The organism is Nonomuraea sp. MTCD27, assembly GCF_041950495.1.
Classification (GTDB): domain Bacteria; phylum Actinomycetota; class Actinomycetes; order Streptosporangiales; family Streptosporangiaceae; genus Nonomuraea.
The window spans coordinates 117,115-136,147 of record NZ_JBGNUW010000006.1; the positions used below are offsets into that span (position 1 = coordinate 117,115).

Annotated in this window: 16 protein-coding genes and 1 tRNA gene; 5 read left to right on the top strand and 12 right to left on the bottom strand. The window is 72.5% G+C overall.

Annotation, left to right across the window (positions count from 1 at the left end; genetic code table 11):
* Positions 1 to 397: 397 nt before the first annotated feature.
* On the top strand, positions 398 to 2,425 hold the full coding sequence (locus tag ACBJ59_RS19485; protein ID WP_375111622.1) for a serine/threonine protein kinase: 2,028 nt from the start codon (positions 398 to 400) through the stop codon (positions 2,423 to 2,425).
* Here the strand turns inward: ACBJ59_RS19485 and ACBJ59_RS19490 are convergent.
* Positions 2,413 to 3,699 carry an SLC13 family permease gene (locus ACBJ59_RS19490; RefSeq protein ID WP_375111981.1) on the bottom strand — a complete coding sequence of 429 codons (1,287 nt, stop codon included), beginning with the start codon at positions 3,697 to 3,699 and terminating at the stop codon, positions 2,413 to 2,415. The two genes, ACBJ59_RS19485 and ACBJ59_RS19490, sit on opposite strands and share 13 nt — an antisense overlap.
* Positions 3,700 to 3,852: 153 nt before the next feature.
* Positions 3,853 to 4,311, bottom strand: coding sequence for a CBS domain-containing protein (locus ACBJ59_RS19495; protein WP_375111623.1), 459 nt, complete (start codon positions 4,309 to 4,311; stop codon positions 3,853 to 3,855).
* A 257-nt stretch (positions 4,312 to 4,568) separates the two neighbouring features.
* Here ACBJ59_RS19495 and ACBJ59_RS19500 point away from each other — a divergent pair, with 257 nt between their 5' ends.
* Both ACBJ59_RS19500 and ACBJ59_RS19505 read left to right on the top strand, forming a co-directional pair.
* The gene (locus ACBJ59_RS19500) at positions 4,569 to 5,618 is read left to right on the top strand and encodes a histidine kinase (RefSeq protein ID WP_375111624.1); all 1,050 of its coding nucleotides are present in this window, start codon (positions 4,569 to 4,571) and stop codon (positions 5,616 to 5,618) included.
* Entirely contained in the window at positions 5,615 to 6,265 is a 651-nt protein-coding gene (locus ACBJ59_RS19505) for a response regulator (RefSeq protein WP_375111625.1), read from the top strand. Before ACBJ59_RS19500 ends, ACBJ59_RS19505 begins: the two co-directional genes overlap by 4 nt.
* A gap of 31 nt (positions 6,266 to 6,296) precedes the next feature.
* Here the strand turns inward: ACBJ59_RS19505 and ACBJ59_RS19510 are convergent, their stop codons facing one another.
* Positions 6,297 to 7,403, bottom strand: coding sequence for an NAD(P)/FAD-dependent oxidoreductase (locus tag ACBJ59_RS19510; RefSeq protein ID WP_375111626.1), 1,107 nt, complete (start codon positions 7,401 to 7,403; stop codon positions 6,297 to 6,299).
* A 92-nt stretch (positions 7,404 to 7,495) separates the two neighbouring features.
* On the opposite strand from ACBJ59_RS19510, the gene ACBJ59_RS19515 reads away from it, so the two are divergent.
* A complete protein-coding gene (locus ACBJ59_RS19515; RefSeq protein WP_364122293.1) occupies positions 7,496 to 7,843 on the top strand; it encodes a helix-turn-helix domain-containing protein in 348 nt (115 codons plus the stop codon).
* A 7-nt stretch (positions 7,844 to 7,850) separates the two neighbouring features.
* On the opposite strand, the gene nrfD is transcribed toward ACBJ59_RS19515, so the two are convergent.
* From nrfD to ACBJ59_RS19560, 9 genes are all read right to left on the bottom strand, one after another.
* Positions 7,851 to 8,753, bottom strand: a complete 903-nt coding sequence (gene nrfD, locus ACBJ59_RS19520) for an NrfD/PsrC family molybdoenzyme membrane anchor subunit (protein WP_375111627.1) — start codon at positions 8,751 to 8,753, stop codon at positions 7,851 to 7,853.
* Positions 8,746 to 9,573, bottom strand: coding sequence for a 4Fe-4S dicluster domain-containing protein (locus ACBJ59_RS19525; protein ID WP_375111628.1), 828 nt, complete (start codon positions 9,571 to 9,573; stop codon positions 8,746 to 8,748). Before ACBJ59_RS19525 ends, nrfD begins: the two co-directional genes overlap by 8 nt.
* Before the next feature lies 1 nt (position 9,574).
* Positions 9,575 to 10,360 (bottom strand): formate dehydrogenase accessory protein FdhE, encoded by a 786-nt coding sequence (fdhE, locus tag ACBJ59_RS19530; RefSeq protein WP_375111629.1) that lies wholly within the window; start codon positions 10,358 to 10,360, stop codon positions 9,575 to 9,577.
* Positions 10,360 to 12,783: a formate dehydrogenase-N subunit alpha gene (gene fdnG / locus ACBJ59_RS19535; RefSeq protein ID WP_375111630.1), complete on the bottom strand. Its 2,424-nt coding sequence runs from the start codon at positions 12,781 to 12,783 to the stop codon at positions 10,360 to 10,362. The genes fdhE and fdnG overlap by 1 nt, the downstream gene beginning before the upstream one ends.
* A 12-nt stretch (positions 12,784 to 12,795) precedes the next feature.
* The gene (locus ACBJ59_RS19540; protein WP_375111631.1) at positions 12,796 to 13,371 is read right to left on the bottom strand and encodes a hypothetical protein; all 576 of its coding nucleotides are present in this window, start codon (positions 13,369 to 13,371) and stop codon (positions 12,796 to 12,798) included.
* 95 nt (positions 13,372 to 13,466) lie between these two features.
* Entirely contained in the window at positions 13,467 to 14,117 is a 651-nt protein-coding gene (locus ACBJ59_RS19545) for a hypothetical protein (RefSeq protein ID WP_375111632.1), read from the bottom strand.
* Between the two features lie 118 nt (positions 14,118 to 14,235).
* On the bottom strand, positions 14,236 to 16,134 hold the full coding sequence (selB, locus tag ACBJ59_RS19550; protein ID WP_375111633.1) for a selenocysteine-specific translation elongation factor: 1,899 nt from the start codon (positions 16,132 to 16,134) through the stop codon (positions 14,236 to 14,238).
* Positions 16,125 to 17,765: an L-seryl-tRNA(Sec) selenium transferase gene (selA, locus tag ACBJ59_RS19555; RefSeq protein WP_375111634.1), complete on the bottom strand. Its 1,641-nt coding sequence runs from the start codon at positions 17,763 to 17,765 to the stop codon at positions 16,125 to 16,127. Before selA ends, selB begins: the two co-directional genes overlap by 10 nt.
* A gap of 15 nt (positions 17,766 to 17,780) precedes the next feature.
* Positions 17,781 to 17,873 (bottom strand) — tRNA-Sec (locus ACBJ59_RS19560).
* Between the two features lie 22 nt (positions 17,874 to 17,895).
* On the opposite strand from ACBJ59_RS19560, the gene selD reads away from it, so the two are divergent.
* Positions 17,896 to 18,954 (top strand): selenide, water dikinase SelD, encoded by a 1,059-nt coding sequence (selD, locus tag ACBJ59_RS19565; RefSeq protein ID WP_375111635.1) that lies wholly within the window; start codon positions 17,896 to 17,898, stop codon positions 18,952 to 18,954.
* The last annotated feature ends 79 nt before the right edge of the window (positions 18,955 to 19,033 follow it).

Sequence of the window (19,033 nt, forward strand, 5' to 3'; positions counted from 1 at the left end):
CTGAAGACGAAACAGGGACGCAACAAAAGGGTCCGGATACCTCAAAATGTTGGCTTGAATAAATACATCCCCGACAAAATCGTTTTAGTACGGGTAATGAAATGACCCGATTCCAGCCCGACTGGGAGTCGCTGCGCGCGCACCAGATCCCCCATGGTTCGGCGAGGCGACGTTCGGCATCTGGTCGCACTGGGGCCCGCAGTCCGTGGCCCGCTCAGGCGACTGGTGGGTGATGTTCTACTCCGGGCTCTCCTTCGACGGGCACGCCCGACGACGCCTACGCGCACAAGCCCGCCGTCGTCTCCCGCGACGGCTTCGAGCTGCGCAACGTGTGGGGTCGCCGGCCGCCGCGTCTGAGGGCCGCAACCGATCCGCCCCGCTCGTAGTCCAATCGCGCATGGGGAGCGCACTCATCGACGGGGACCCGCAGCGGATCGGCGGCTACTGGCTGGCCGGTCGCCTCGGCGCGGGCGGCCAGGGGGTCGTCTACGAGGGATACGACCAGGCCGGCGCGCGGGTGGCGATCAAGGTGCTGCGCGGCGATCCCGTGGGGCAGCCCGAGCTGCGCGACCGGCTGGCGAAGGAGGCCGTCTCGGCTCAGCGGGTGGCCTCGTTCTGCACGGCCAGGGTGCTCGGCGCGGACCTGGAGGGGCCCCGGCCGTACGTCGTCAGCGAGTACGTCGAGAGCCCCAGCCTGCGCACCCTGGAGATGTCGCTCACCTCGACCGGGCAGCTCACGGGCACGCCCGGCTACATGGCGCCCGAGGTGTTCTCCGGCGAGCGGGCGGGGTCCGCCGCCGACGTGTTCGCGTGGGGCGCGGTCGTGCTGTACGCCGCCACCGGCCGGGACCCGTTCACCGGCGAGGCGCTCGGCGCGGTCATGCACCGCGTGCTCTCCCACGATCCCGACCTGGACGTCCTGCCCGCCTCGCTGCGCGGGCCCGTGCGCGCCGCGCTGTCGAAGGACCCGGCGCTCCGCCCGGCGGCCCGCGAGCTGCTGCTCGGGCTGGTCAGCGGTGACGGGAGCCTGAACACCCCGCGGCTGCTCGCCCGGGGCGCCGACGACGGCCGCCGGGTCGGGACCGCCGACGACGACCCGGCGCTCGGCGTCATCGCCGAGGACGCCTACGCCGCGCTCGACCCCGCCGGCAAGGAGCTGGTGCCCGAGCTGTTCCTGCGGCTGGTCACCGTGACCGACGAGGGCGAGCTGGCGCTGCGCGAGCCGCACAGGGCCGAGCTGCCCGCCGGGGTGGACCGGGTGCTGGACGCGTTCACGTACCTGGTGTCCGGCACCGACCCCGTACGCCTGCTGCGCCCCGCCCTGCCGCTGGCCTGGCCCCGGCTGCGGGCCTGGATCGCGGCAGGGGCGGCGCGTCGGCCCCGAGGTCGCTCTCACGGACAGCGCGCGGTCGGTCGCTTTCACCGCCGGCTCCGCGGAGGTGCTGGCCGTCGGCCGGGACGGGCGGCTGACCCGGCTGCCGACGGCGCTCGCGCCGCTGGTCGCGGCCGTGTGCGCGCGGGCGGGCCGGGAGCTGACCGAGGCGGAGTGGCGGCGCCACCTGCCCGGCCGGACCTACGAGCCGGCCTGCCGGGCCACGCCCTGAGCCGCTCAACGCGTGGCGGCGCCTTCTCCGGCTCTGGCAGGCGCGGCGGCTGCGCCCTCTCCGACTCTGGCGGACGTGGCGGCGCCCTCTCCGGCTCCGACCGGCGTGGCGGCGCCGCCCAGCCCTCCGGACGGTCCCCGGCCCAGCAGCAGGGTGCCCAGCCACATCACCGCCATCCCGACGGCGACCAGGGCCGAGCCCCTGCCCTCCTGGAACGTGGCCACCGCCAGCAGCACCACGCCCCCGGCGGTGACGGCGGCGCTGACGGGCGTGACCCGGCGCAGCACGGCCAGGATGACCGCCAGGACGAGCAACGCGGCGAAGAAGACCTGCGCCCCGGGCCCGTAGATGACCAGCTCGACCCCCGGATAGCCCTTCACCTGCTCCATCAGCGCCCGCATCGCCTCCCCGTCCGCCGCGGCGAACCCGGCGTACAGGTCGATGGCCAGCTGTACCACGTTGGCCGCCACGCCGAGCAGCGCGACCCCCGTGACCGCCTCGACCGCCACCCGTCTCCCGCCACCGAGCGGCCCCGCCAGGCCGCGCATGGCCAGCGTCATGAGGCCGAACACCAGGAAGGCGGCCAGCCACACCGCGTGCGCGGCCGTCCACCACGGTCCCGGCACGAGATCGCCGTCGATGGGACGCATGAGGAACCAGCCGCCGAGCAGGGCGGCGGGCCCGGCGGTGAAGGAGATCTGGGCGAGACGGTTAGCGGGGTTCATGTTGGCCACAATGCCCCGCACCGGCCGGTCCGATCATCGGTGAACGTCCCTGATTTTCCCCTGGCTCCGGATCAGGGACGGGGTCAGGTGAAGTAGCGCAGCCACACGTACAACCAGGCCAGCACCGTGCTCAGGACGGTGACGACGATGCCGTACCTGGTGAACTGCCAGAAGCTGATCTTGTGTCCGTTGCGCGCGGCGATGCCGATGGCCACCACGTTGGCGCTGGCCGCGACCGCGGTGCCGTTCCCGCCGAAGTCGGCGCCCAGGGCGAAGGCCCACCACAGCGCCTGGCCGGTCTGCGGGTCGGGGGCCGCGGCGACCACGTCCTCGACGATGGGGGCGGTCGTGGCGACGTACGGGATGTTGTCGAAGAACGCGCCCAGCGCGCTGGAGCCGAACAGCAGCGCCGTCGCGGCGACGAAGTAGTCGTCGCCCAGCGTGTCCACCGCCCACGTGCCGATCGCCGCGATCACGCCGGTGTGCACCAGGCCCGCGACCATGACGAACAGCCCCATGAAGAAGACCAGCGTGGGCCACTCGACCTCGCTCAGCACCTCGGAGACGCTCGCGCGGGAGACCAGCAGCATCACCCCGGCGCCCACCAGCGCCACGATCGACGGCTCGACGTGCACCACCGCGTGCAGCCCGAACCCGGCCACGACCGCGCCCAGCACCACCAGGCAGCGCGCCAGCAGGCGCGGGTCGGTGATGGCCCGCCGCTCCTGCAAGGCCATCACCTCGGCGACGTGCTCGGCGTCGTACTGGAAGGAGTCACGGAACAGCACCCGCGTGAACAGCACGAACACCGCGAAGATGACCACCACGATCGGCGCCATGTGCACCAGGAAGTCGTTGAAGGTCAGCCCGGCACGGCTGCCGATGATGATGTTCGGCGGGTCCCCGATGAGCGTGGCCGCGCCGCCGATGTTGGAGGCGAGGACCTCCGCGATCAGGTACGGCTGCGCGGCGATCCGCAGCCGGTTGCACACCACGATGGTGACCGGCGCGACCAGCATGATCGTGGTGACGTTGTCCAGGAACGGCGAGGCGACGGCGGTGATCACCATGAGCATGACCATCAGCCGGTACGGGCGGCCCTTCGACCTCTTGGCGGCCCAGATGGCGAGGTAGTCGAAGACGCCCGTCTGCTTGATCACACCGACGATGATCATCATGCCGAGCAGCAGGAAGATGACGTTCCAGTCGATGCCCTCGTGCTCGGAGTAGAACACCTCCGCCCCCGGGATCAGGCCCAGCACGGCCATCAGCCCCGCGGCGACGAGCACCACCTTGACCTTGTCGGCCTTCTCGGTGGCGATGAGGAAGAAGGCCACCAGGAAGATCGCCAGTGCGGCGAGGGCGCTCATCCGTCCTGCCCCGGCGGCCCGGCCTGCCTGCGGCGCTGGTCTGGGCATGACGACATGGCGGGGTGTTCGGGGAACACGGCGATGACCTCCGTACGGTGAGCATGCTGAGGCCGGGCGAGGCCGGTGGCGCGCGCCCGGTCGGGTCGGGGTGTCTCAGTCCTCCGGGCCGGAGAGGGCCAGGCTGGTCAGCAGCCGCTCCAGGGTGATCGCCCCGACGAGGACACCGTCGCGGCCGACGACCGCGACGATGGGGCTGCGCAGCCGGGCCATGAGTGCGGCCACCTCGAGCAGGGTCGCGTCCGGTGGCACGGTCGCCGGCCTGGCCGGCCGGCTCGGCAGGCAGTCGCCCACCGTCAGCTCACCCAGCTCACCCCAGAACAGGTCCGCGTGGGCCTCGTCGATCGTCCGGCAGAGCGCCGGATCCTCCTGGTACGCCCCCGGCACCGCCAGCCGCAGGACCTGCGTCCCCGGCAGCACGCTCGACGGCCGGCCCCGGTCGTCCACCACGATCAGGCCGGGCATCCGGCCCAGCGCCATGATCCGTACGGCCTTGGTGACGGGGTCGTGCACAGTCACGGTCGGCAGGTTCACGGCGATATTGCTGGCATGCATGACATCATCCCGTTCGACGAGGCGTCCGGGCATCCCCGGCGAGGTCATGGCGCCGCTCCGGTGATCTCCGCGATCGTTCGGGTGACGTCCATGTCGCTGACTCCAATCCGGCTCCGCTCAAGTCTCTGGGCGGGCGCGGTCCGGACACCATCGGGTCCGGCACCCATCTGGGCAGGGATAGAACATGTAGGGACGGAAACCCCAATTGGGGTCAGACCGCATGGACAACGGCACCCGGCGACGAAGAGGCTGATGGGATGAACGACCGCGCGGAGGGAGCGGGGGGCACGCCACGCGCCCCCGCCCAGAGCTCCCCGGCCCCCACGGGCGCGCCGCGCCCTCCCGCGCAGGCGCTGTTCCGGCGGCTGGTGCTGATCAACGGGCTGGTGTTCGCGGCCGGCACGATCGTGCTCGCGCTCTCCCCCGCCACGGTGTCCTCGCCGGTCCTGCTGACCGAGGTGCCGGTGCTGGTGGTGGGCCTGGTGGTGATGCTGGCCGCCAACGCGCTGCTGCTGCGCCGCAGCCTGGCCCCGCTGGACGCGCTGACCACGCTGATGCAGCGGGTGGACCTGCTGCGCACCGGCGACCGGCTGACCGACAGCGGCAACAGCGACCTCACCCACCTGATCGACACGTTCAACGCGATGCTGGACCGGCTGGAGGCCGAGCGCAGCGCGAGCAGCGCCCACGCGCTGGCCGCGCAGGAGGGCGAGCGCAGCCGCATCGCCCGCGAGCTGCACGACGAGATCGGTCAGAGCCTGACCGTGGTGCTCCTCGGCCTGAAGCGGGTGGTCGACCGCGCCCCCGCCGACCTGCGGGAGGAGCTGCACGGCGTGCAGGAGACCGTACGCGCCAGCCTGGACGAGGTACGCCAGGTCGCCCGCCGCCTGCGTCCCGGCGTGCTGGAGGACCTCGGCCTGCACAGCGCGCTCAGCGCCCTGGCCACCGACGTCTCGCGGATGAGCGGCATCCCGGTGACCCGCGCCGTCGCGCCGGACCTCCCGGAGCTGGGCACCGACGTCGAGCTGGTCCTCTACCGGATCGCGCAGGAGAGCCTGACCAACATCGCCAGGCACGCCCGCGCCACGCGCGCCGAGCTGTCACTCGCGATCGAGGACGGCCATCTGGTCCTGCGCGTCTCCGACGACGGGCGGGGAGGAGCGATCCAGGACGGCGCCGGGATCCGGGGCATGCGCGAGCGCGCCCTGCTCATCGGCGCCCGCCTGACCGTCGACTCCCCGCCAGGCGCGGGCACCCGCGTCAGCCTGGCCATCCCGGACATCGCGAATGGGAGCACAACGCCGTGAAGAAAACCCGGATCCTGCTGGCCGACGACCACGCGCTCGTCCGCAGGGGGCTGAGGCTGATCCTGGACGCCGAGCCCGACCTCGAGGTGGTCGCCGAGGCCGCCGACGGCGCGCAGGCCGTGGCGGCGGCCTCGGAGGACACGGTGGACCTGGCCATCCTCGACATCGCGATGCCGCGCATGACCGGGCTGCAGGCGGCCAGGGAGATCTCCCGCCGGGCGCCCGGCATCCGCATCCTGATCCTGTCGATGTACGACAACGAGCAGTACTTCTTCGAGTCGCTCAAGGTCGGCGCGTCCGGCTACGTGCTCAAGTCGGTCGCCGACCAGGACCTGCTGGAGGCGTGCCGGGCCACGATGCGCGGGGAGCCGTTCCTGTACCCGGGGGCGGTGACCGCGCTCATCCGCGACTACCTGCAGCGGGACCGGGAGGGCGAGCGCATGCCGGAGAGCATCCTGACGCCCCGGGAGGAGGAGATCGTCAAGCTGATCGCGGAGGGCAACTCGGCCAAGGATATCGCCGAGACGCTGGTCATCAGCGTGAAGACGGTCGATCGGCACCGGGCGAACATCCTGCAGAAGCTCGGCATGCGTGACCGCCTCGAACTCACCCGCTACGCCATCCGCGCCGGCCTCGTCGAACCCTGACCCCCCGCCTGACCCAAGGGCGGGGTCGGGGTCACGCCGGGTCGGGGGCGTTGAAGTGCACGGACTGGTACTCCACCAGCATGGCCCGGCCCTTGATCTCCGAGGCCGCCTCGGCGCCGAAGACGCCCTGGCCGGGGAGCTGGCCGGCGCCGCCGTCCGGACCGAGCGGCACGATGATCATCGCGGGCTGCCGCTCGTACGCGACCGTCTCGCCCTCCCGCGTGATCGCCGCACGAAGGTTCGCCGCCAGCAGCTCCCCCTGCCGGCCCGCGTACGCGGCCATGTTGCGGTCGGCGTCGGTGATGTCGCCGATGGCGTACACCCGCTCCTGCCCCCGGACCCGCAGCTGCTCGTCCACCCGCACGTATCCCCGCTCGTCCCTGGCCTCCGCGAGGGCTCCCCGCAGGTAGTCCGTGCGGGGCACGACGCCGAAGCAGCGGTACCAGACGTCGGCCGTCAGCTTGTCGCCCGCCTCGGTCGCGATCGCGATCGGCGCGGCGCTGGCGGGCGGGGCGCTGGGGAGCTCGCGCAGCGGGCTGCCGAGCTTGAGCTCGACGCCGAGCTCGACGAGCTGCCGGTGCAGCTCGTCGCGCAGCTCCTGGTCGAACGGGCCGGGCAGGATGTCGGGCGCGACGTCGGCGAGGATGACGTGCTTGCCGGGGAACGACGCCTTGATCTCCCCGGCGAGCTCCAGCCCGACCGGGCCGGCGCCGACCAGCAGCACCCGCTCGGCGCCGGCCAGCACCTCGTGCGCGGCCCGCAGCTCGGCCTTGGCCGCCGCCACGTCCGGCTTGCCGGCCTTGGCCGGGAACGGGTACGACGAGCCCGTGGCCAGCACCAGGTAGTCGGGCTCGAGGGTGTCCCCCGAGGCGAGCGTCACGCGGCGGCCGTCCACGGCCACGGCGGCATCCCGGACGAAGCGGCCGTGCACCAGCAGGCGGCGGTACGGCAGGAAGATCTGGTCCAGCCACTCGGGCTCGACCAGCGCCCGCCAGGACGCCACGTTGTGCATGAACGCGTCGGACGGATCGACCAGCGTCACGTCGGCCACGTCGTCGAGCAGCTTGGCGACCTTGTAGCCGCCGTACCCGCCGCCCAGCACCACGACGCTCGGACGCACGTCTGCATTCTGGCTCATCAGTTCTCCCCCACTAGGTATCGAGATGCGGCTAGGCTATGACTACTCGCTTCGAAAATCAAAGCAGCAGTTTTTCTGCTAGTTTGGGGGGCATGGCGACGGCACCTACGCGACACGACGTGGAAAGCTGCGAACGCAGCGACGTCGCGCTGACGCGCGCGTTCACGCTCCTCGGCAAGCGCTGGAGCGGCGTGGTGCTCGGCAGCCTCCGGGCGGGGCCGGCCGGCTTCCGCGAGCTGTCCCGGGCGATCGACGGGCTCAGCGACTCGGTGCTCTCCGACCGGCTGTCCGAGCTGACCAAGGAGGGCCTGATCGCGCGCACCGTGGACGAGGGTCCGCCCGTGGCGGTCACCTACGAGCTGACCGAGAGCGGCAAGGCCCTCATGCCGGCGCTCCAGCAGATCTCCGCGTGGGCCGAGGAGCACCTCCCACCGCGCTAGGCCAGGGTCAGAGCTGGACGCTGAAGATGATCGCGGCTCGCAGGGCGAGCACCCCGGCCAGCACCAGCAGCGGCAGCACGACCGAATACCGCAGGGCCGCCGCGCCGCCCGCCGACAGGCGCTCGGTGGCCAGCCCGTACAGACCCGGCAGCAGCCCGGCCAGGACCACCACCCACAGCAGCGACCACGGCAGGCCGAAGACGATGTCCTGCGTCCCGGCCGCGATCAGCGTCACCGCGAACGCCGCGATCAGCGCCAGCTCCAGCAGCGAGTACAACCGCTCCGAGATCGACAGCATGGGGGCGCTGGGCCGGGCCTCGGGCCGGTAGCGGGCCAGGAGCAGCATCAACGCCGCCGACCCCGCCAGCCCGGAGGCCAGGAAGAGCCCGCCCAGTGCCCACGTGTCGCTCCACACCGGCTGGTTCGACACCGACAGCAGCACGCCCGTGTACCCCGCGATGAACAGCCCGAACAGGGACCCGACCACGTTGAAGGCCCGGCCGTCCAGCCACGCGACGAGCGGGAGCCGGAGCTTGCCGTCCCGTACGAGCGCCGCCGCGAACGACACCGTGGTGATCCCCCCGAACACGACCAGCGCCCACGACCCGATCGACATCGGCGACCAGTACTTGAAGTTGAGGCCGAAGCCGCCGGGGGTGGTGTTGACCAGCATGTGCCAGAACCGCAGCGGCTGGCCGAGGTCGAGGGCGAGCAGCACGGGCGCGATGAGCATCGGCGGGAACGCGATGTAGTAGCCGATCCTGGCCATCGGCTCGTCGCCGGGGGCGTTGCGCAGCCTGAGCAGGGTGGCCAGCACGTACGAGCCGCCGGAGAGCCCGGCGAGGAAGAAGTAGAACAGGATGTACCACAGCCAGTCCGGCGGGCCGGCGAAGTGCTGGACGTCATCCATCGGTGGCTTCCTCCGCCTTCTCCACCTTCTCCTTGCGGTGGCGCAGCGCGATCAGGCCGCCGAGCACGCCCAGCACGGCCGTGACGGCGGCGGTCAGGTAGCCGCCCACGTTGTTGCGGCTGGGCAGGACGGCGTTGCGCTCGTCCGGCAGGCCGTACTTCCGGGGCTCGTCCATGAGCAGGAAGAACGCGTTCAGGCCGCCGTACACCTTCTCGTCGTGCCCGTAGAGCCGGGCCTCGGTGACGCCCTGCCCGCGCAGGATCTCCAGCCGCTTGGCCGCCGTCCGGCGCAGCTCGGAGACCGGGCCGAACTTGATCGACTCGGTGGGGCAGGCCTTGGCGCAGGCCGGGGTCATGTCGTTCTGCAGGCGGTCGTAGCACAGCGTGCACTTCTGCGCGATGCCGGTCGTCTCGCTGGCGCCGATCACGTCGTACGGGCAGGCCGCGATGCAGTTGCGGCAGCCGTTGCAGACGTCGGGCTGGATGAAGACGGAGTCGAACTCGGTACGGATGATCGCGTTGGTCGGGCAGACCTCCATGCAGCTGGCCTCTTTGCAGTGCTTGCAGACGTCCGACATCATCAGCCACGCCTTGCCGTTGCCGGGCGTGACGCCCTCGTCGGGCACGTTGTCGTGGAACTGGACGTGCCGCCAGGTCTCGGCGTCCAGCCTGCCGGTGTTGTCGAAGCCGTCCAGGAACGACGGGGCGTTGCCCTCCAGCTGGTTCCACTGCTTGCAGGCCACCTCGCAGGCCTTGCAGCCGATGCACACGCTGGTGTCGGTGAAGAACCCGTACGCCTGTCCCGGTGTGATGTGCGGCATGTCAGAACCCCATGAGGTTGGGCGTGATCTTGGTGTAGCCCTGGCCGGTGAGGTGCAGGTCGATGGGCACCGCGGCCAGCTCGTCCACCCGCGGCACCGCCCGGGGGTCGCGGCCCAGGTCGACGTCGATCAGGTAGCTTCGGCAGGTCTGGCAGGACTCGGCCCGCAGGTGCGGGAAGACCGACCGGTCGTCGGGGGCGGCGCGGCCCACGTGCGGCGCTTCCGTTGCCGCGTGGGTCTCGGCGTGCACGGTGCGCTTGCCGGTCTCGCCGCAGTTCGGGCAGGTGGTGGCGGAGAAGTTCCACTCGTGCGGGCACTTGGCGCAGGCGAGCATGCGACGGCCGCTCACCAGCGGGTCGTCGCTCGCCGTCCGGTAGCTGAGCTGCGCCGCCCCGCCGCACGCGGCGCACCGCCCGCCCGATCTGGCGCCGGCCCGGGCCGTCCAGGCCTTGGGCGGGACGACGTGCATGGTGGCGCGGGCCAGGTAACGCTCGACCGGGGTGAGGTCCTCGTCCGCGGCCCAGGCGTCGAGGAGCCCGGTGCCGGTCGCCGCCGCCCCGGCCGCGGTGATCGCGTCGGCCAGCGGGCGGGGGCCGGCGGCGGCGGTCGCCGCCAGGACGCGCGGCAGCACGTTCGCCTCGGCCCACTCCAGCGCCCCGTCGGCCGGAACGTCGTCGCCGACCGACTCCCACACCTCCACCAGCGCCAGGTAGAGCCCCAGCACCCCGGCCGCGTGCGGGTACCGGTCGCGCAGCTCCCCGGCCCGTACGCGCTCCCTCCCGTACATCAGAGCTTCTCGATGTCGACCAGGAACGCCTTGTACTCCGGCGTCCGCGCGCTGGCGTCACCCACGAACGGGGTCAGGGCGTTGGCCAGCCAGTGCTGCCCGGTGTTGATCCCGACGAACCCCCAGTGGATCGGGATGCCGATCTGGTACACCTGCCTGCCGTCGATCTCCAGCGGGCCGAGCCGCTTGGTCACCACGGCCCGTACCTCGAGCTTGCCGCGCCTGGAGGACACGCGCACCCGGTCGCCCGTCTCGATGCCCTTCTCCCTGGCCAGCCCGGCGGGCACCTCGACGAACGCCTCCGGCTGCAGCTGGACGAGGTGCTCGACGTTCTGGGTGACGTAGTGCTCGTGCTCGGTGAGCCGGTAGGAGGTGGCGACGTACGGGTAGTCGGCGACGGTGCCGAAGCGGTTCGGGCGGCCGGCGCGCTCGTCGTACCGGTAGGCCACCGGGGTCGCCGACACCTGCGGGTGCAGCGGGTTCTGGATCGGCGACTCGATGGGCTCGTAGTGCTCGGGGAACGGCCCGTCGGCCACGGCGTTGCTGAACAGGCGGCCCACGCCCTCGCCCGTCATGATGAACGGCAGCGGCGCGTCCGGTCCCGGCCCGGTCGTCGGCGGGTAGTCGGGCACGTCGCCCTCCCACTTGCCGTTGACCCAGGCGATGCCGGGGCGTTCGGGGTCCCAGGGGCGGCCGTTCTCGTCGGCGGAGGCGCGGTTGTAGAGGATGCGGCGGTTGGCGGGCCAGCTCCACGCCCAGCTCGGGTAGAGGCCCATGCCGCTGGGGTCGTTCCTGCCGGGGTCCTGGACGCCGTCGCGCCGCTTGGCCAGGTTGCCCTCCTCCGGGTAGTGGCCGGTGTAGATCCAGTCCCCGGCGCTGGTGGTGCCGTCGTCCTTGAGGTCGACGAAGGTCATCAGCCGGCGGCCGTTCTTCAGGTCCCGGCCGTTGATCTCCTGCGCGATCTCGTCCAGCTCGGGCTTCCTCGGGTTCAGGTACGGCAGCGTCATCCTCAGCACCGGGTCGGGGAACTTGCCGCCCTGGGACTGGTAGAGGTCGCGTACCCGCTGGAAGAGCTCGGCGAGGATCCAGTGGTCGTGCCGGGCCTCGCCCTCCGGCGGCAGCACCTGCTCCTTCCACTGCACCCAGCGGCCGCTGTTGGTGAACGAGCCGTCCTTCTCGATCCAGTGGGTGGCGGGCAGCATGAACACCTCGGTCTGGATCTGCGACGGATCCATGCCGGGTGCCTGCCAGAACTCCGAGCTGGTGGTCGCGAAGGGGTCCATGACGCACAGCCACTTGAGGTTCGACAGCGCCTGGAGCACCTGGTTGGAGTCGGGGCCGATGCTGGTCGCGGTCATCCCGGAGAGCATCACCCCCTGCATCTTGCCTCTCAGCGCCTGGTCGAAGATCGAGATCCAGGAGGCGTTGGCGGCCGGTTTGGGCAGGTAGTCGAAGGCGAACTCGTTGTCCTTCGTGGCGGCGTCGCCGTACCAGGCCTTGAGCAGGCTGACCAGGTAACGGAGGTAGTTCTCGCCGAAGAAGTTCACCGCTCTGGGGTGGTGCTTGATGCTGGCGCTCTCGTCCAGGTACGCCTTGATGTCCTTCTGGCCCGGGGCGGGGATGCGCAGGTAACCGGGCAGGATGTCCCACGAGATGGCGTGGTCGGTGTTGCCCTGGATGTTGGCGTGGCCGCGTTCGGCGTTCATGCCGCCGCCGGGGCGGCCCATGTTGCCGAGCAGCAGTTGCAGGATGGCGCCCGAGCGGATGAGCTGCACGCCGGTGGTGTGGTGGGTGAGGCCGACGGCGTACACGATGGTCATGACCTTGTCCGGCCGTCCCATCTCGCCGACCAGCCTGGCCACCTGGAGGAACTGCTCGCGCGGGATGCCGGTGATGCGGGCCACCGTGTCGGGGTCGTAGCGCTGGTAGTGGGCGCGGAGCAGGTTGAGGACCGAGCGCGGGTGGTCGAGGTCGATCTTGGCGTGGCCGTTCGCGTCGGTCTCGTACGCCCAGAGCTTGGTGTTGTAGACGCCCTGCTCCTGGTCGTAGCCGTTGAACATGCCGTCCTTGAAGGCGTACCCCTCCTTGACCACGAAGCCGGCGTTGGTGGCCCACCGTACGTACTCGTCGTGGTGCAGGCGATTGGCCAGGACGTAGTTGATGAGGCCGCCGAAGTAGGCGACGTCCGTGCCCGTACGGATCCTGATGTACGTGTCCGCCACCGCCGAGGTCCGCGTGAACCGCGGATCCGCGTGGATGATCTTCGCGCCCCGGTCGAGCTTGGCGCGCATGAGCCATCTGAAACCCACCGGATGGGCCTCCGCCGGGTTGGCCCCGTTGACCAGGATGAGATCGGCATGCCTGATGTCACGCCAGTGGTTGGTCATGGCCCCTCGGCCGAACGTGGCAGCCAAACTGACCACCGTGGGACCGTGTCAAACACGGGCCTGTTGTTCGAGGTGAACCAGGCCCAACCCCCTCATCAGCTTCGTGGCGAGATATCCCTCTTCCGAGCTGAACGCCGCCCCTCCCGCGAAGGCGATGCCCTCGCAGCGGTTGACGACGTTGCCGTCGGCGTCCTGGGTGACGAACGTGGCGTCGCGCGACGCCTTGATGTTCCTGGCCAGGCGGTCGAGCGCGAACTCCCAGGAGACCTGCTTCCACTCGGCCGCTCCTGGGGCGCGGTAGAGCGGGTGCGGCACCCGCCTGCGCGATACGGCCAGTTGCAGCGACGTCGCGCCCTTGGGGCACAGCGTGCCCTCGTTGACCGGGCTGTCCGGATCGCCCTCGATCTGCAGCAGCTCGGTTCTGCCGTTCGCGGCCTTCTTGGTGTAGGCGACGAGCGAGCATCCGACCGCGCAGTACGGGCACAACGAGTGGGACAGCGTGGCGCCTTCGATGCGCAGGCGCTGCTGGACCCGGATCGACTCGGTCAGGTCGAACCCCAGGGCCGAGCCACCGAGCACGCCCACCGGGCCGATGCTCAGGAACCGCCGCCGGCTGACCTCCATACCGGACTCCCCTCAGCTGCAGCCGTGGGTACCGTTATTTCACCGTATGGTCCGTCGTTGTGCGCGTCTAGCCCCGAGGGCGTCGATAGTCGAGATCATCCCTGGGCAAGCTGGAGATCATGCCGCCCACCCGGGTCCTCGGGATTCCGTAACAGGTCCAGCAACCTGGGGTCGGCGGGCACGAGCACACCGCGATCGCCCCGCTCGGCCGCCTCCCGCAACACCTCCCGCCACGGACCCCGCCCGCCCGGCACCCCCGCAGCCGCCCACCGCCCGCCGGTGCCGCCTTCCCGATAGCCCCCGTCCGCCAGCCGCACAACCGTCCGCACCGATCCCGCCCGCCCCGCCCTCGCCTCCTGCCCGGCCCCGTCCCCGGCGTCGGGGTCGCCGACGAGCTCTTCGGAGTCGCCGGTGCGCTCTTCGAAGTCTCTGATCAGCACGAGCCGCCCCCGGCTCAGCCGCTCCACGGTGGCCAGCGCGTGGGACCACGCCTCGCCGGACTCCTCCCCCGCCCGCTGCGCCACCGCCACGACCAGCAGCGATCGGTACGTGACGGCAGCCAGCGCGGCCGTCAGCGTGAGCGGGTCGAGCGCGGGCGCCGAGCCATGCTCCACCCACAGGGCGTCGGCCCCGGCAGCCTCGAACGCCACGGCGTCGGTGAGCCACTCCCCCGGATCCCCCTGCGGCCTGGGCAGGACGATCCCCACCCCGACGCCATCGCCGGACCGCCCCAGCTCGCCCGTCATATCGCTCGCCTCCCGCACCTCGCTGCCCGATGACGCCGATCCCGCCGCTGACGTGCCCGCCCCTCTGTCATGACGCCCCCTCCTCCATGACGCACCCTCTGTCATGACGCCCCCTCTGTCATGACGCCCCCTCCTCCTCCGACCCCGAGCGCAAGCCTTCCTCCCCCTGTCCGGATCCGGTGACGACGCGGTGGCGGTCGTCGAGGCGGCGGGTGAGGCGGAGCCGGTCCAGGTGCTCCAGCAGCGGGATCACGACGCGCCGGTTGGTGCCGAGCGCCGCCCGCGCGTCGCCGGCCGTGAACGGCTGCGGCAGTCCCGCCAGGATCCGTACCGCCGCCCTGTCCGCCCCGGGCAGCAGCACGACGCCGTCGGCGAGCCGCAGCACCAGCCCGGCCCGTGCGGCCAGCGCGACCACCTGCCGGCTGAGCCCGAGCTCGGGCAGCCGCGCCGCCTCCGGCGCCAGGTACGGCGCTCCGGCCAGCTCGGCACGCAACCGCTCGACCGCGCCGGCGACCTCCTCCGGCACCCCGCGGCCGTCGATCCGCCCATCGGCCACGCGCAACGGCGGACATGCCCTGACCAGCGCCTCGACCAGCTCCCGCACCGGTAACCCGAGTGCGGTCCGCGCCGCGTCCACCGGAATGCCCGGCTGCTCCGCCACCATCGCGCCGAGCCGCTCGCCCAGCTCCTTCCACCGCCCACCGTCGACCATCCAGTCCCCGGCACCGGGCACATCGAGCGGACGAGGGTCGAGCCCCATGGCGACCAGCTCCGACCGCCGTACCATCCCCCGCCACCCCAGCACCGTCCCCGCGTCGGGCAACCGCCCCACCATCCCGCCGCCTACCGCCCGCCCTTCCGGCCGGCCACCGGAGACCGCACCCACCGGCCCGCCACCGGCCATGCGGTTCGCCGTCCCTGCCATCGCCCCGCCCGGCCCGGCGAACGGCGCCAGCTGCACCGCCCGCCTCGCCGCCGCGCCCCGGCGACGGAGCACCGGTGGCCGTACGTCCAGCACCAGCACGCCGGCGATCGGCCGGCCGGAGCAGCGCAGCAGCGCCCGGTCACCGACGCGCAGCGGAAGCGCCCGGGCCAGCCCGAGCCTGGCCACCCCCGCAGCCGAATCGGCCCCATCCGGGCCGGAGGCGAAGGGGCGTATTCGAGCCGGGACCGAGGCCGACCCGATGTGGAGAACGGCCTCCCGCGGCAGGTCGGCGTCCACCCCATCCAGCCGTACGTCCACCACACCCGTCTCCACCCAAGCCCCAGGCGTGAGCAACGTCTTCCCCCGGGCCACCCGCTCCAGCTCGACCCCCCGCAGGTTGACCGCCACCCGAGCCGCGGCCCTGACCTCCTCCACCGGCTCCCCCGCGACCTGCAACGCCTTCACCCGCACCCGCTCCCCGTCCAGGACGAGCGCGTCCCCGGCACGCAGGGTCCCGGCGGCGAGCGTGCCGGTGACCACGGTCCCCGCGCCCCTGATGGTGAAGGCCCGGTCGATCCACAGCCTCACCGGGGCACGCGGGTCGGGCGAGGGCAGCGAGGACACCAGCCGGTCGAGCCCGCGCCGGAGCTCGTCGAGCCCTTCACCCGTCGTGCCGCTCACCGTGACCGCCGGCCAGGAGACCCGTTCCCTGGCCTCCTCCAGCGCCAGTGCCGGATCCATCAGGTCGCACCGGGTCACCACCAGCAGCCCCCGCTCCACCCCGAGGGCCTCGATCGCCTCCCAGTGCTCCTGCGACTGCGCCTGCCACCCCTGGTCCGCCGCCAGCACGAACATCACCGCCGGCACCGGCCCGAGCCCCGCCAGCATGTTGGTGACGAACCGCTCGTGCCCGGGCACGTCCACGAAGGCGAGCCTGCGGCCGGAGGGCAGCGTGGTCCAGGCGAAGCCGAGGTCGATGGTCATGCCGCGGCGGCGTTCCTCGGCCCACCGGTCGGGCTCGATGCCCGTCAGGGCGCGGACCAGCGTGGACTTCCCGTGGTCGACGTGCCCGGCCGTGGCGATCACGTACATGCCAGCACCGCCCGCGCCAGCTCCTCGTCCAGGTGGGGCGGCACGGACCGCAGGTCGAGCAGCAGCCGCCCGCCCACGACCCGCCCGACCACCGCCGGATCGCCCAGCCGGAGCGGAAGGGCGAGCCGCTCGGGCAGCGCCAGCGCCACGCTGGGCAGCTCGCAACCCGGCGCACCACCCCCACCCACCACGCACACACTGCTCACCACCTCGACCTCCAGCCCCCCACCGTCCGAAGACCGGAAGGACCGCGCGAAAGGGGCGTCGTCGGGGGGCGAGGCGTCGTCGAAACGCTGGCCAGCATCGGCAGGCCCCCCAGCGTCGGCGAGCCCGATGCCATCGCTGGGCGGGGCACCGTCGGCGCGCCGGGCACCCTCGGCAGGCGCGGCACCCTCGGCGGGACGAGTGGGCGGTGAGGGATCGGCGGGCCCGAGGGAGTCGGCGGGCCCGACGGAATCGGCCGGGCGGATGGAGTCGGCGGGACCGAGGGAGTCGGCGGGGGCGACGGGTGGGGTGCCGTTCGGGAGCTCGGCAGGGGAGGCGCAGGGGGTGGGGTGAGTGGTGGTGAGGCGGGTGAGGAGGGCTTGGGCGCGGTGCTGGAGGTCGGCGGGGGCGGTGTGGAGGGCGAGGCGTATCGGTGGGTCGGTGCGGAGGGTGGCCTCCAGGGCGGCGAGGGTCAGCTTGTCGACGCGCAGTGCGCGGGCCAGCGGATGCCGGCGCAGCCGCCGTACGAGGTCGGCTCGGCCCAGGATGAGGCCCGCCTGCGGCCCCCCGAGCAGCTTGTCGCCGCTCGCGGTCACCAGGGCCGCGCCGTCGCGCAGCGCCGTACGGGCATCGGGCTCCTCGGGGAGCAGCGGCTCGGGTTCGAGGAGGCCGGAGCCGATGTCCACCACGACGGGCACCGGCAGCGCGCTCAGGTCGGCGATCGAGGCGGAGGCGGTGAAGCCCTCGACGCGGAAGTTGGACGGATGGACCTTCAGCACGAACCCGGTCGCGTCCCCGACGGCGTCGGCGTAGTCGCGGGCGGTGGTGCGGTTCGTGGTGCCGACCTCGCGCAGCCGCGCCCCGGTGGACTCCAGCAGCTCCGGGAGCCGGAAGCCGGCACCGATCTCCACCATCTCGCCGCGGCTGATGACGATCTCGCGCCCGGCCGCCAGCGCGGTCGCCGCCAGCACCAGCGCGGCGGCGTTGTTGTTGACGACGTGTACGTCCTCCGCGTCCGGCACGGCCGCCCCCAGCGCCGCCATCGCGGTCCGCCCGCGCCCGGCCCGCTCGCCCGTCACCAGGTCGAACTCCACGTCCGTGCCCCCCGCGGCCGCCTCCACGGCCGCCATGGCGGCGGATGAGAGCGGGGCGCGCCCCAGGTTGGTGTGCACCAGGACGCCGGTGGCGTTGATCACCCGGCGGGGTCCGGCCGCGAGGGCGGACACGGTGGCCGTCACGACGTCCTCGGGCGCGATCCGCCCCTCCCTGGCCTGCTGCTGTGCCGAGAGGACCGCGGCCTTCACGACGGTACGGCCCGCGCCCCCGGCCGCCCGCACCACCCGCGGATCCGCCAGGACGGTGTCGGTGCGGGGGATGTGGCGGCGCGGGTCACCGGCCCGGCCGGTCCGGCCCGGCTGCGGGGTCATGGCGAGCCTCGGGGCGCGGAGGCGCACGGGGATCGAACCCGCCGGCGACGCCGCGCGCCGCCCACCGGTTTTGAAGACCGGGGTGCCCACCAGAACACACGCGCCTCCAAAGGAAGACGATACTCACGATATGACGGATCTCAGGCTCACGCAGTACGCCCGTGGTGGCGGATGCAGCTGCAAGATCCCGCCCGGGGAGTTGGAGGCGGTACTGGCCGGGTTCCCCGTGCTGGGCGGCGCCGGGTTCCCCGACGCGGGCGGCGCCGGGTTCCCCGACGCGGGCGTGGCCGGGTTCACCGGCCCGACGGGGACCGGGGAGATGCTGATCGGGCTCGAGCACGGTGACGACGCGGCCGTCGTCCGGCTCGACGGCGACCGCGCGCTCGTCTCGACGGTCGACTTCTTCGCCCCGGTCGTCGACGACCCGTACGACTTCGGGCGGATCGCCGCCGCCAACGCGCTCTCCGACGTCTACGCCGTCGGCGGCGAGCCCCTGGTGGCCCTGAACCTGCTCGGCTGGCCCCGCGACCTGCTCCCCATGGAGGCGGCCCGGGAGGTGCTGCGCGGCGGGGTGGACGTGGCCGGGCAGGCGGGGTGCGCCGTCGCGGGCGGTCACAGCATCGACGACGCCGAGCCCAAGTACGGCCTGGCCGTCACGGGCCTGGCCGACCCGGCGAGCCTGCTGCGCCTCGACGCCGGCCGTCCCGGGCTGCCGCTGTGCCTGAGCAAGCCGCTGGGCGTCGGCGTGCTGAACTCCCGGCACAAGGCCACCGGCGACGTCTTCCCCGAGGCGGTCGCGTCCATGACGGCACTCAACCGCGACGCCTCCCGCCACGCCCGCGCCGCGGGGGCTCGCTGCGCCACCGACGTGACCGGGTTCGGGCTGCTGGGGCACCTGTTCAAGCTGGCCAGGGCGAGCGGGGTCACGGCCGTCGTGTCGGCGGGCGCGGTGCCGTACCTGGAGGGGGCCCGGGAGGCCGTGCGGGACGGGTACGTGAGCGGCGGCACCCGGCGCAACCTGGCCTGGGTGGCGCCGCACCTTTCCGCCGGCGGGATGCCGGAGGAGGAGCTGCTGCTGCTGGCGGACGCCCAGACCTCGGGCGGGCTGCTGGTGGCGGGGGAGATTCCCGGGGCGGTGGTGATCGGTGAGCTGGTGGCCCGTGGCGAGCAGGCCCTGATCGTGCGGTGAGGGCGGCGTCACGTGTTGATCGTCCCGTGGGGCTCGGTGTTACGTTGGGTGAGGCGTGCCCGACACCTGCGAAGGACGT

What these genes read in the sequence shown, in the direction of transcription:
- ACBJ59_RS19515 (WP_364122293.1), top strand. Translation starts at nt 7,496, where the DNA reads ATGGCGACGGCACCTACGCGACACGACGTGGAAAGCTGCGAACGCAGC.
- ACBJ59_RS19540 (WP_375111631.1), bottom strand. Translation starts at nt 13,371, where the DNA reads ATGGAGGTCAGCCGGCGGCGGTTCCTGAGCATCGGCCCGGTGGGCGTG.
- selB (WP_375111633.1), bottom strand. Translation starts at nt 16,134, where the DNA reads ATGTACGTGATCGCCACGGCCGGGCACGTCGACCACGGGAAGTCCACG.
- ACBJ59_RS19490 (WP_375111981.1), bottom strand. Translation starts at nt 3,699, where the DNA reads ATGAGCGCCCTCGCCGCACTGGCGATCTTCCTGGTGGCCTTCTTCCTC.
- fdhE (WP_375111629.1), bottom strand. Translation starts at nt 10,360, where the DNA reads ATGTACGGGAGGGAGCGCGTACGGGCCGGGGAGCTGCGCGACCGGTAC.
- ACBJ59_RS19500 (WP_375111624.1), top strand. Translation starts at nt 4,569, where the DNA reads ATGAACGACCGCGCGGAGGGAGCGGGGGGCACGCCACGCGCCCCCGCC.
- nrfD (WP_375111627.1), bottom strand. Translation starts at nt 8,753, where the DNA reads ATGGATGACGTCCAGCACTTCGCCGGCCCGCCGGACTGGCTGTGGTAC.
- ACBJ59_RS19545 (WP_375111632.1), bottom strand. Translation starts at nt 14,117, where the DNA reads ATGACGGGCGAGCTGGGGCGGTCCGGCGATGGCGTCGGGGTGGGGATC.
- ACBJ59_RS19510 (WP_375111626.1), bottom strand. Translation starts at nt 7,403, where the DNA reads ATGAGCCAGAATGCAGACGTGCGTCCGAGCGTCGTGGTGCTGGGCGGC.
- ACBJ59_RS19525 (WP_375111628.1), bottom strand. Translation starts at nt 9,573, where the DNA reads ATGCCGCACATCACACCGGGACAGGCGTACGGGTTCTTCACCGACACC.
- selD (WP_375111635.1), top strand. Translation starts at nt 17,896, where the DNA reads ATGACGGATCTCAGGCTCACGCAGTACGCCCGTGGTGGCGGATGCAGC.
- selA (WP_375111634.1), bottom strand. Translation starts at nt 17,765, where the DNA reads ATGACCCCGCAGCCGGGCCGGACCGGCCGGGCCGGTGACCCGCGCCGC.
- ACBJ59_RS19485 (WP_375111622.1), top strand. Translation starts at nt 398, where the DNA reads ATGGGGAGCGCACTCATCGACGGGGACCCGCAGCGGATCGGCGGCTAC.
- ACBJ59_RS19495 (WP_375111623.1), bottom strand. Translation starts at nt 4,311, where the DNA reads ATGCATGCCAGCAATATCGCCGTGAACCTGCCGACCGTGACTGTGCAC.